Raw genomic sequence first — 9632 nt, 5'->3', positions numbered from 1 at the left:
CCCTTTCGCGCAAAGCCAATCAGAGATTGGGCGCTCAAAACCCTCTCCCCCTCTAAGGGGGCGAGGGATTTATACTGATCAGCCGCGGAGTTCCGCGCCCGTGGCCTTTTTGACCGCGGCGACGACGGCGTCCGAAACCTTGTCGATCTCCTTGTCGGACAAGGTCGCGTCGCGCGGCTGGATCGTCACTTCGATGGCCAGTGATTTCTGCCCCTCCGGCACGCCCTTGCCTTCATAGAGGTCAAAGATTCGCGCATCGGAAATCAGCTTCTTGTCCGCGCCCTTGGCCGCCCGCGCCACCTGCTCGGCCGGCGTTTCGGCGTCGACCAGGAAGGCGAAATCGCGCGTCAGCGGATTGAGGTCCGATTTGTTCAGCGCGCCCTTGGACTTGGAGTCCTTCTTCTTCACCGGCGGCAGCTGATCCAGATAGCATTCGAAGGCCAGCACCCGGCCCTCGATATCCAGCGTATTGAGGACATGCGGGTGAATTTCCCCGAATACGGCCAGCGTGCGGTTGCCCAGCTTCATCGCGCCCGAACGGCCCGGATGCCACCAGCCGGCGACATCCCGGTCGGTCTGCAGGTTGTCCACCGGCGCGCCGGCGGCCTGTAGCGCGGTCAGGGCCGCAGCCTTCACTGTGAAGATGTCCGGCGTCTGCGCGCCTTCCCAGTGGCGCGCCGCGTCCGCGCGCAGAGCGCCGGCGGCGATGCTCATCTGGTCTTCCGGTTTGGCGCCTTTCCAGGCCGGGCCGATTTCGGCCAGCCAGACGCCGCCCTGCCCCCGGTCCGCGTTCTTCTGCAGGCCAAGGATCAGGTGCACCAGCGGTGTCGGCCGCATCGTGTCCAGTTCGGAGGAGATCGGGTTGGCGACGCGCGGGGCGTCTTCGCCATCGAACAGCGCGGCCTGATCGGCGCGGCAGAAGGACCACGTAACCGCCTCCGACCAGCCATCGGCGGCCAGCGCGCGGCGGGCGCGGCGGGCGCGCTCCGCGCCTTCGCTCAGCACCGGCTCACGATTGCCTTCCAGCCGCGGCAGCGGCGTGGCGTCCAGCTTGTCATAGCCGTGAATGCGGGCGATTTCCTCGACCAGGTCGGCGTCCTGCGTCAGGTCGCGGCGCCAGGTCGGCGGCTGGACGATCGTCTCTTCGCCCATGCCGTCAATCGTGCAGCCGAGATCGGTCAGGATCTCCATTTCGCGCTTTTCGCCCAGCGTCAGACCGGTAAGGCGGCCCGGCTCCGACAAATTGAAGCGGATCGCTTCCGGCGGGGCGGGAATCTCGCCCGCGATTTCGACCTCGGACGGTTCGCCGCCGCACAGCTCCATGACCATTTCAGTGGCCAGTTCCAGTCCGGCCTTCATGAAATGCGTGTCGACGCCGCGCGCGAAGCGGTATTGCGCGTCCGACATGATGCCCAGCTTGCGGCCGATCTTCGCTATGGCGATGGGGTCCCACAGCGCGGATTCGATCAGAACGTCCGTGGTCTCGTCCGTGCAACCGGTTTCCTCGCCGCCCATGACGCCGGCCAGCGATTCCACGCCCGCATCGTCGGCAATCACCCCGACTTCCTCGTCCAGCGCGTATTCCCGCTCGTCCAGCGCCTTGAGGGTCTCTCCCTCCAGCGCGCGGCGGATGACCAGATCGCCTTTCACCTTGGCCGCATCGAAAACATGCAGCGGGCGTCCACGGTCATAGGTGATGAAATTGGTGATATCGACCAGCGCATTGATCGGACGCAGGCCAATCGCCTTCAGGCGCGCCTGCAGCCAGTCCGGCGACGGACCGTTCTTCACGCCGCGCACCAGCCGCAGGCCGAAAGCCGGGCAGAAATCAGTGTCGCGGATCGCGACCTTGACCGGGCACGGGAAGGCGCCGCTGACCGTGCGCGGCGCGCGGTCCTTCAGCTTGCCCAGCCCGGCGGCGGCCAGATCGCGGGCGATGCCCTCAATCCCCAGCCAGTCCGGGCGGTTGGGCGTCACTTCGAAATCGATCACCGGGTCGGCCATGCCCAGCGCCTCTGCGGCGGGCGTGCCGACGGGCCATTCGTCCTTCAGGTCCGCAATGCCGTCATGGTCTTCACCCGCTTCCAGCTCCTTGGTGGAGCAGAGCATGCCGTAGCTTTCGATCCCGCGGATCTTGCGCGGCTTCTTGTCCAGCGAGAAATCCAGACCCGGAATATACGCCCCCAGCGGCGCATAGATGCCGATCATGCCGGCGCGGGCGTTCGGCGCGCCGCAGACGATCTGCTTCATCCCGTCCACGGTCTCGACCGTGCAGATTTTCAGCTTGTCGGCGTCCGGATGCTTTTCGGCGGAGATCACCTTGGCCGTGGAGAAGGCGGCGAGGCGCGCGGCGGGATCCTCGACATCCTCGACCTCCAGACCGGCCATGGTCATCGCTTCGACGATTTCGTCGAGCGTGGCCTCGGTTTCCAGATGCTCTTTCAGCCAGCTCAGGGTGAATTTCATTGCAGGTTTTCCATTTGGTAGGCGGCGCGGCCAAATTCCTCGAACACATCGCCCTCGATCACGGGGCATGCGTCGACGGGATCGCGCCGCATATCATTGGCGGTGGCGGTCCAGCAGCGGTCAAAGACCGAGCAGTAACAGATTTCAACGTCCCAGCGGTCCCACTGGGACAGCAGTTTGGCGAGAACGGCGTCGTCCACCGCGTCCCGGTTCCAGCTCACCGAGAAAGCCTCGACGGTCTGGCCCGGCGCGACGCTCCGGCCCTCCATGGCCATCCATGAACGGTCCTCGAGATTTTCCGGCAATATGCTGATCAGAGCGTCGAGCGCCTGCGGTTCGCCATCAAGGAGAATGCTCGAATTCTCGATGAAGGCCGGGCCGACGCCATTATTCGAGACACGCAGCCCGAGACTGAACGTATCGGTCTGGGTGGAGGTGAAGGCGTCCACCTGCAGGGCGGGATAAACCTCGCCGTGCTGCTGGGCGCGCATCACGCGGCCCTGGTCCCACGCAATCACCAGCGCGGCCAGACCCACGACGATGGCGCTGATCGACCCCACCGTCTCGAACCGCATGCGCCAGTGGCGGGACGAACCGCGCGGGCTCATCTCAGCTCAGCCCCGTGGCGAGGTTCGGCTGGATCAGGGCCGGGAAATTATAGTGTTTCAGCCAGCGGGAATCGGCGGCGAAGAAATCGCGCAAATCGGGCATGCCGTATTTCAGCATGGCGAGGCGGTCCACGCCGAAACCGAAAGCGAAGCCCTGATATTCCTTCGGGTCGAGGCCGCAATTGGCGATCACGTTCGGGTGCACCATCCCGCAGCCGACAATCTCCATCCAGTCCTCGCCCTGACCGATGCGGATTTCATCGCCCGCGCGCTCATAGCGAACGTCCATCTCCGCGCTGGGCTCAGTGAAGGGGAAGTGGTGGGGGCGGAAGCGCACCTCCACGTCGCGTTCGAAATAGGCGCTGATGAACTCCATCAGGCACCCCTTGAGGTGGCCCATATTGGTGGCCTTGTCGATCACCAGCCCTTCGGTCTGGTGGAACATCGGCGTGTGCGTCTGATCGGAGTCGCAGCGATAGGTCCGGCCCTGCGCGATAATGCGGATAGGCGGCTTCTGGTTCAGCATCGTGCGGACCTGCACGGGGGACGTGTGGGTGCGCAGGACCAGCGGATTGCCGTCCTTGTCCGTCTCTTCCAGGAAGAAGGTATCGTGCGTTTCGCGCGCCGGATGATCGGGCGGGAAATTCAGCGCCGTGAAATTGTGGAAATCGTCCTCGATATCCGGGCCTTCACGGACGACGAAACCCATTTCGGAGAAGATCACCGCGATCTCCTCCATCACCTGGCTGACCGGGTGAACGCCGCCTTGCGCACGGGGGCGGACCGGCAGGGAGACATCCGCGCGCTCGGTCGCCAGACGCTCGTTCAGATGCGCTTCCTCAAGCGCCTGACGGCGGGCCGTGACGGCGTCTTCCAGCCTCTGGCGCAGCGCGTTCAGCGCCTGCCCGGCCTGTTTGCGCTGTTCCGGGTCCATCTGGCCCAGTTCGCGCATCATCAGGGAAACGCGGCCCTTCTTGCCGAGCGCGGCAATCCGCGCATCGTCGAGCGCGCGAAGATCCTGCGCGGCGTCTATCTCGCCGCGCAGATCGCTTTCAAGCTTGTCCAGATCGTCCATGACCCGCATCCCCGTGTTTTTCCGCGGACGAAGCGAGTCTTCAAGGCTTGCGCCGTGGCCGCGGGACCAGTTCGCCGCCGCAATTGGGGCAAACCTTGCCGTGCTTCTGTTCCGCGCAATCGGCGCAGAACGTGCACTCATAGCTGCAGATAAAGGCTGGTCCGTTCCGCTCGAGACCCGCCTGGCATGTCTGACAGGCGGGTTTCATCTCAAGCGGCATGGCGGGGCGGCCCTACTTGAGGGCCGCTTTCGCCTGGTCAGCCAGCGCCGCGAAAGCCTCCGGCTCCCGCACCGCGATATCGGCCAGGACCTTGCGGTCCAGCTCGATGCCGGCCTCTTTGAGGCCGTGCATAAACTGGCCGTACGTGATGCCGCTCAGACGCGCGGCGGCGTTGATGCGGGTGATCCAGAGGCGGCGGAACTGACGCTTGCGGACGCGCCGGTCGCGATAGCTGTACTGGGCGGCCTTTTCCACGGCCTGCTTGGCGACGCGGAAGGTGTTCTTGCGGCGGCCGTAATAGCCTTTCGCCTTGGCGATAACTTTCTTGTGGCGGGCGTGCGACGCCGGGCCGGAACTCACTCGAGCCATTCTATTGCTCCTTCAAATTCGAAATGATCTGCCGTCTACCGAAAGCGCCTAGCGCTGGTAGGGCATGAACTTCTTGACGATCTTGGCGTCGGCCGGAGCCAGCACGTCCGTGCCCCGCTTGTCGCGGATCTGCTTGGGCGTGCGCTTGATCATGCCGTGGCGTTTGCCCGCCTGCGCGGCCTTGACCTTGCCATTCGCGGTGAATTTGAAGCGCTTTTTGGCGCCCGACTTCGTCTTCATCTTCGGCATTTTTGTCTCCTTGTTCGGGGACCTCCGATACGCTGTCCCGCTAGAGTTTCGCGTCGCCGGGCAATGCCGTTAATTGGCCCGGACGGACGACTGGTCTTCTCGAAAGGACCGGACTTATACGCCTGAACGGGCGAATATCAAGGCGCGGGCGCCGTTAAACACAGGCGAGACGCGGGCCGTGAGCCAGTCGGAGACGGTCTTTTTATGATTCAGCGCCGGGCGCTCTATATAACGCCAGCTCAGCGCCGAAATGACCAGCGACACCGGCATGCCGAGCGCCAGAATGGCCAGCGGCGCGATTCCGGGCTGCGCCATCCAGACCAGCTGGAAGACCGGCCAGTGCCAGATATAGAGGCCATAGGACCAGTCCGGAATTTTCTTGAGCGCCTGCGGCCCGCCCTGCGCATAGCCCAGCCGGAACAGCAGCCAGGCCAGCACCAGATTGGCCGCGGCCTCAAAGGCGGGCGTGTTCCAGGCCAGCGCGCAGAGCACCAGCGCCCCCGCCAGCCGGGTGAACGAGAACCCGATATGGTCTCGCAAAGCGAAGATCAGCCCGCCCAGAGAGAAGGCCGCGACAAGGCGGAACATCTGCACGATTGCCGCGTGCGGACTGCAATTGCACAGCTGCACCACGATGAACCCGACCGTGAAGAAGGCGAAGATCAGCGCCGCGCCGCGAATGCCCCGCAAGCCGAGGAAGAAGAGCGCCGGCGCGATCAGATAGGCGATCACTTCATATCGCAGCGTCCAGAGCGGGATGGACCAGGCGATGCGCGGATGATCGGAGAAAAGCCCCGGATAGCTGCCCGAGGAATCCATGAAGACCAGGGATTTCAGCGGATAGAGCCAGCTGCCGGTCGCCCCGTCCCCGCCAATGAACAGCGTCAGAATCGCGCCCGTGACAACCAGCGCGATCAGGGCCGGATAAAGGCGCAGCAGGCGCGAAACCCCGAACGGGATCAGCGCGCGCCGCCGCTCAAGGCTGGAAGCGATCAGGAAGCCCGAAAGGATGAAAAACCCGTTCACAGCCATATAGCTGGGCGACAGGCCCGCAATGGCCGGTTCGTGGAACCTTTCGGCGCCAGTGACCGCAAAAGCGTGCCAGACCGCGACAACCGCCGCCAGCGTCAGGCGGATCGGAGTGAGATAATTATCCCGTCCATTCAAAGGGTTGTCGGTTCTGGCGTTCATAACGAAAGAGTCCTTTCGCAAGCCGCGCTGCAAGCGGCGTGCTAGGACGCAATTGACCGCCGCGCCCATACCCCGCTAGGGTATGTGCATGAGCGCCGATAATACCGCCGCGATCCGCAAGCGCCTGTCCCGTATCGAGGGGCAGGTCCGGGGCGTGTCCTCCATGGTCGAGGAAGGGCGCTATTGCATCGATATCGTTACCCAGATCCAGGCCGCGCGCGCGGCGCTGGACAAGGTCGAGTCGCTGGTGCTGGCCGATCACGTGGAAACCTGTGTCCAGACGGCGCTGGCCTCCGACGATCTGGAGGAGCGCCGCGCCAAGGTGGACGAGTTGATCCGCATCCTGCCGCGCACGAAAGGCGCGGCCTGATGACCGGAGGCCGCGCTCTGGCCCGGCTTGCCGCGATGCTGGTTCTGGCGGCCAGTCTGGCGCTGCCCGCCGCGCCGGCGATGGCCGCGCACGACGCGCCGATGGAGATGGCCTCCGCCATGATGTCCGCGCCGGACGCGGAAGCCTGCCATGATGCGGAGACGCCCGTGGATACGGATATGCAGGATTGCTGCGGCGAGGATTGCGACGGATGCGTCTGCGCCGCCTGTTTCAGCGCGCTATCGGGTCTTGTGCTCGCCTCTCCGCCTATAACCTCCCCCGCCGCCCGGCATTTACGCCGCATGGCGGCCGACACCGTGCCTCTACGCCCCGGCGGTCCGCCGGACTCGCCGCCCAAACATCACTCCTGACTTTTCGCAGCCGCGTACGTCCTGCGCGCGGCGTTGACCGGATCGTTTCGGGCGTTTTCGCCCGTGAAGGAGTGATCAGACATGTTTTCCAGACGACAATTCCTGCAAAGCGCCGCAGGCGGCGCGGCCGCCCTTGGCGCATCGCAACTGGTCCCGGCCTGGGCGCGCGCCGCATCCCTTCAATCGGGCGCGCAACAGGCCTTCGACCTTACCATCGCCGAGACGCCGTTCGAGCTGGGCGGGCGGCGCGCCGTCGCCACCACCATCAATGGCGGCATTCCTGGCCCGTTATTGCGGTTTCAGGAGGGCAAGGACGTGACGCTGCGCGTCACCAACCGGCTTGCCGATACTTCGTCCCTCCACTGGCATGGCCTGCTGCTGCCCAATGACCAGGACGGCGTGCCCGGCGTGACGTTTGACGGGATCGCGCCGGGCGAGACCTTCACCTACCGCTATCCGGTGCGTCAGAGCGGCACCTACTGGTACCACTCCCATTCCCGGTTTCAGGAACAGACCGGCGTTTACGGGCCGATCATCATCGACCCGGCGGAGCCGGACCCGGTCGCCTATGACCGGGAATATATCGTCATGCTGTCGGACTGGAGCTTCGAGGATCCGGAGCGGATCTTCGCAAAGCTGAAGAAGCACTCCGACTACTACAATTACAACAAGCGCACGGTCGGCGACTTTCTGAACGACGTGCGCGACAAGGGGCTGGGGCAGGCGATTTCCGACCGCAAGATGTGGGCGGAGATGCGCATGATGCGCACCGACATCGCAGACGTGACCGGCGCCACCTACACTTATCTGATGAACGGGACGGGGCCGGATGCGAACTGGACCGGACTGTTCAATCCTGGAGAGCGGGTGCGGCTGCGCTTCATCAACGGCTCGGCCATGAGCTATTTCGACGTGCGCATCCCCGGCCTTCCCATGACGGTCGTGGGCACGGACGGCCAGAATGTCAGCCCTGTCGAGACCGATGAATTCCGTATCTCGGTCGCCGAAACCTATGACGTGATGGTCGAGCCGCGCGAGGACCGGGCCTATACGATCTTCGCCGAATCCATGGATCGCTCAGGCTATGCCCGCGGCACGCTGGCCCCGCGCGCCGGTATGCGCGCGGAAGTTCCGGCCCTGCGCGAGCCCTTCCTGCTGACCATGCAGGACATGGGTATGGGCGGCATGAGCCACGGCGCGATGGGCGGCATGGCCGCCGCGAAACCCGGCGAAAAGATGAAATCCGGCATGGACCATTCCGGTCATGACATGTCCGGCATGGATCATTCCGGCCACGATATGGGCGGCATGAAGATGCAGGAGGGCGCAGCCGGCGCCGGAGGCGGCATGGCCATGGACGATATGAGCGGCATGGACATGATGGACGCCGCCCATAACCACCCCGGGGGTCCCGCCGTCGCCATGGAGGCGATGAACCCGCAGGAGCGGCTGGACGATCCGGGCAACGGGCTGGGCAATGACGGCTGGCGGGTGCTGACCTATTCACAGCTTGAAAATCTTGGCCCCAACAAGGATCCCCGCCCGCCGGCGCGGGAGGTTGAGCTGCACCTGACCAGCAATATGGAACGCTATATGTGGTCGTTCGACGGCGTGAAGTTCAACGAAGTCGATGGCCCCATCCTGTTCCGCTATGGCGAGCGGCTTCGCCTGACGCTGGTGAACGACACCATGATGGCGCACCCGATCCATTTGCACGGCATGTTCGTGGAGCTGGAGACCGGGGCGGCCCGGCGGCCGCTGAAGCATGTCGTAAACGTCGAACCGGGTACGAAACGATCCATGTTGATCACCGCCGACGAGCCCGGCGACTGGGCCTTCCACTGCCATCTTCTCTACCACATGGAGGCGGGCATGATGCGCGTGGTCCGGGTGGCTGAAGATGTGGCGCCCGGCCATCCCGGTTCTCATTCGAAACATGGCGATCACGGGGAGGTTCTGTAATGACGCGGACCATGCAACTGGCGCTCGCCTGCGCCCTCGCGCCCCTGACGGCGTTCGCCCAGAGCGGCGGCGGTCACAGCGAAAGCCGCGGCGATGTCCGGCACGAAATGGGCGGAGAGCCGCAATACATGATCCTGGCCGACCGGCTGGAATGGCAGTCCGGCAATGGCGATGAGGTTTTCGTCTGGGACGGATCGGCCTGGTATGGCGGCGATTATAATCGCGTCTGGGTCGAAACGGAGGGCGAGACCCTGATCGACGGAGAGACGGAGGCCGCGGAGATCGAGCTTCTCTATGGCCGCGCCATCAGCCCCTATTTCGATGTTCAGGCCGGCATACGGCAGGACATCGAGCCTGATTCCCGCACCTATGCGCAGATCGGGCTTCAGGGCCTCGCGCCCTACTGGTTCGAGGTCGATCTGGAAGGCTATCTCAGCGAGGAAGGCGATTTCACCGCATCCTTCGAGGGGGAATACGACCTTCTTCTGACCCAGCGCCTGATCCTGCAACCCCGGATAGAGACGGGCTTCGCCTTTCAGGATGTCGCGGACCGCGATCTGGGCGCGGGCTTCACGGAACTCGAGACCGGGGTTCGCCTGCGTTATGAGATCAAGCGCGAAATCGCGCCTTATATCGGCGTTTCGTGGTCGCGGACGCTGGGCGAGACGGCCTCCATTGCGCGGGGGCTGGGCGAGAAGGAAGACGCCGTTTCCGCCGTTATCGGCGTGCGGCTCTGGTACTAGACAAGGAT

11 protein-coding genes are annotated in these 9632 nt (G+C 64.4%); 4 read left to right on the top strand and 7 right to left on the bottom strand.

What is annotated here, in order from left to right:
• Positions 1-78 precede the first annotated feature (78 nt).
• The 7 genes from pheT to L338_RS11560 form a co-directional block, all read right to left on the bottom strand.
• Positions 79-2466, bottom strand: coding sequence for a phenylalanine--tRNA ligase subunit beta (gene pheT / locus L338_RS11585; protein WP_022698554.1), 2388 nt, complete (start codon positions 2464-2466; stop codon positions 79-81).
• Positions 2463-3074 (bottom strand): hypothetical protein, encoded by a 612-nt coding sequence (locus tag L338_RS11580; RefSeq protein ID WP_027068491.1) that lies wholly within the window; start codon positions 3072-3074, stop codon positions 2463-2465. The genes pheT and L338_RS11580 overlap by 4 nt, the downstream gene beginning before the upstream one ends.
• Position 3075: 1 nt before the next feature.
• On the bottom strand, positions 3076-4149 hold the full coding sequence (gene pheS, locus L338_RS11575) for a phenylalanine--tRNA ligase subunit alpha (RefSeq protein WP_027068490.1): 1074 nt from the start codon (positions 4147-4149) through the stop codon (positions 3076-3078).
• 40 nt (positions 4150-4189) lie between these two features.
• Positions 4190-4357 carry a DUF1272 domain-containing protein gene (locus L338_RS18245; RefSeq protein WP_422110946.1) on the bottom strand — a complete coding sequence of 56 codons (168 nt, stop codon included), beginning with the start codon at positions 4355-4357 and terminating at the stop codon, positions 4190-4192.
• Positions 4358-4381: 24 nt separating this feature from the next.
• Positions 4382-4738, bottom strand: a complete 357-nt coding sequence (gene rplT / locus L338_RS11570; RefSeq protein ID WP_022698551.1) for a 50S ribosomal protein L20 — start codon at positions 4736-4738, stop codon at positions 4382-4384.
• A gap of 48 nt (positions 4739-4786) precedes the next feature.
• Positions 4787-4987 (bottom strand): 50S ribosomal protein L35, encoded by a 201-nt coding sequence (rpmI, locus tag L338_RS11565; RefSeq protein WP_022698550.1) that lies wholly within the window; start codon positions 4985-4987, stop codon positions 4787-4789.
• Positions 4988-5101: 114 nt separating this feature from the next.
• Complete coding sequence (locus L338_RS11560) at positions 5102-6178, bottom strand: acyltransferase family protein (protein ID WP_022698549.1); 1077 nt, start codon at positions 6176-6178, stop codon at positions 5102-5104.
• Positions 6179-6266: 88 nt separating this feature from the next.
• Between L338_RS11560 and L338_RS11555 the strand changes: the two genes are divergently transcribed.
• The 4 genes from L338_RS11555 to L338_RS11540 all read left to right on the top strand — a co-directional run bounded on the left by L338_RS11555 (position 6267) and on the right by L338_RS11540 (position 9624).
• On the top strand, positions 6267-6548 hold the full coding sequence (locus L338_RS11555) for a metal-sensitive transcriptional regulator (RefSeq protein ID WP_022698548.1): 282 nt from the start codon (positions 6267-6269) through the stop codon (positions 6546-6548).
• Positions 6548-6919, top strand: coding sequence for a hypothetical protein (locus tag L338_RS11550; protein ID WP_022698547.1), 372 nt, complete (start codon positions 6548-6550; stop codon positions 6917-6919). The genes L338_RS11555 and L338_RS11550 overlap by 1 nt, the downstream gene beginning before the upstream one ends.
• 81 nt (positions 6920-7000) lie before the next feature.
• Positions 7001-8881, top strand: coding sequence for a copper resistance system multicopper oxidase (locus tag L338_RS11545; protein WP_022698546.1), 1881 nt, complete (start codon positions 7001-7003; stop codon positions 8879-8881).
• Complete coding sequence (locus L338_RS11540) at positions 8881-9624, top strand: copper resistance protein B (RefSeq protein WP_022698545.1); 744 nt, start codon at positions 8881-8883, stop codon at positions 9622-9624. Before L338_RS11545 ends, L338_RS11540 begins: the two co-directional genes overlap by 1 nt.
• Positions 9625-9632 lie beyond the last annotated feature (8 nt).

It is taken from the genome of Euryhalocaulis caribicus (assembly GCF_000412185.1).
Lineage (GTDB): Bacteria > Pseudomonadota > Alphaproteobacteria > Caulobacterales > Maricaulaceae > Euryhalocaulis > Euryhalocaulis caribicus.
This window is presented reverse-complemented; position numbering and strand designations above follow the sequence as displayed.

What these genes read in the sequence shown, in the direction of transcription:
- pheT (WP_022698554.1), bottom strand. Translation starts at nt 2,466, where the DNA reads ATGAAATTCACCCTGAGCTGGCTGAAAGAGCATCTGGAAACCGAGGCC.
- L338_RS11580 (WP_027068491.1), bottom strand. Translation starts at nt 3,074, where the DNA reads ATGAGCCCGCGCGGTTCGTCCCGCCACTGGCGCATGCGGTTCGAGACG.
- pheS (WP_027068490.1), bottom strand. Translation starts at nt 4,149, where the DNA reads ATGGACGATCTGGACAAGCTTGAAAGCGATCTGCGCGGCGAGATAGAC.
- L338_RS18245 (WP_422110946.1), bottom strand. Translation starts at nt 4,357, where the DNA reads ATGAAACCCGCCTGTCAGACATGCCAGGCGGGTCTCGAGCGGAACGGA.
- rplT (WP_022698551.1), bottom strand. Translation starts at nt 4,738, where the DNA reads ATGGCTCGAGTGAGTTCCGGCCCGGCGTCGCACGCCCGCCACAAGAAA.
- rpmI (WP_022698550.1), bottom strand. Translation starts at nt 4,987, where the DNA reads ATGCCGAAGATGAAGACGAAGTCGGGCGCCAAAAAGCGCTTCAAATTC.
- L338_RS11560 (WP_022698549.1), bottom strand. Translation starts at nt 6,178, where the DNA reads ATGAACGCCAGAACCGACAACCCTTTGAATGGACGGGATAATTATCTC.
- L338_RS11555 (WP_022698548.1), top strand. Translation starts at nt 6,267, where the DNA reads ATGAGCGCCGATAATACCGCCGCGATCCGCAAGCGCCTGTCCCGTATC.
- L338_RS11550 (WP_022698547.1), top strand. Translation starts at nt 6,548, where the DNA reads ATGACCGGAGGCCGCGCTCTGGCCCGGCTTGCCGCGATGCTGGTTCTG.
- L338_RS11545 (WP_022698546.1), top strand. Translation starts at nt 7,001, where the DNA reads ATGTTTTCCAGACGACAATTCCTGCAAAGCGCCGCAGGCGGCGCGGCC.
- L338_RS11540 (WP_022698545.1), top strand. Translation starts at nt 8,881, where the DNA reads ATGACGCGGACCATGCAACTGGCGCTCGCCTGCGCCCTCGCGCCCCTG.